The organism is Candidatus Protofrankia californiensis (genome assembly GCF_900634765.1).
Taxonomy (GTDB): Bacteria; Actinomycetota; Actinomycetes; order Frankiales; family Frankiaceae; genus Protofrankia; species Protofrankia californiensis.
In genome coordinates this window covers 9,403-10,240 of the sequence record NZ_CAAAFT010000096.1, presented here as the reverse complement: position 1 = coordinate 10,240, position 838 = coordinate 9,403, and the positions used below count along the sequence as shown (strand labels likewise).

General features: G+C 70.6%; 1 protein-coding gene. It reads right to left on the bottom strand.

The window, feature by feature from the left end:
* Positions 1-400 precede the first annotated feature (400 nt).
* On the bottom strand, positions 401-718 hold the full coding sequence (locus DD1DGNOD_RS27775) for a hypothetical protein (protein WP_206442972.1): 318 nt from the start codon (positions 716-718) through the stop codon (positions 401-403).
* Positions 719-838: the final 120 nt, after the last annotated feature.

Sequence of the window (838 nt, the reverse complement as noted above, 5' to 3'; positions counted from 1 at the left end):
CCTTGACGCCCTGCTCGGCAGACTCGGCTGGTGCCCGGACGAGCCGGCCCGACGGTCCTGGCCGCTGACCGGCCAGATCACCCCGTTCACCCGCTGCGGGCCCATGCCCGCGCCCGCGACACGCGCAGGGCGGTGACACCGGTGGCGGAAATCCCCGGAACCAGACGGGCAGGACCTGGGGCGCCCCTTATGTAACCATGCGTAACCTCGCGAGCGGTGGCATGCGTCGACGGGGCGCCGGCTACCGGAGAAGATCGACGCGAGTTTGTCGCTGGGTACGCTCATGCGGCCGAAAAGCGTGCACGACAACAAACTCGTTCGGATCATGGTCCGTACGGGTGCTTGCGGACGGTATCCGCACTACGTGACCGGCGCTCTGGGCCTGTCCGGCGGACCCCGATCACACGGATCGGGACCTGGACGACGACCGAACCGCGTTCTCGTCGTCGACAGCTCCACTGCCAGCTCCTGCACCGCTTCCGGTTCCTCCGCCGCCCGGTGGGATGCCGCCTGGATCACCTCCGGTATCGACCAGGATCCGCGGGAAACGGCCCAGCGTCCGCGCCAGGGCCGTCCAGCCGAGTACCGCTGCGGCGCCGAGAAGGCCGACGACCGATCCCAGGTAGCGGTAGTCGAAGCCGGCGGTCAGCGCCGCGAGCACGAGCACGGACATGCCCGCGCCGGACGCCAGCCAGAACATCCGACCCGGCCCGGCCAAACCCGATCCGGTCGAAGCGAGCCCGGCGGGATCCGATCCGGACAAACCCGACGCGAGGCACCCTGGCCCGACCGAACCCAATCCGGCGGGATCCGACCCGGCGGGATCCGACCCGGCGGG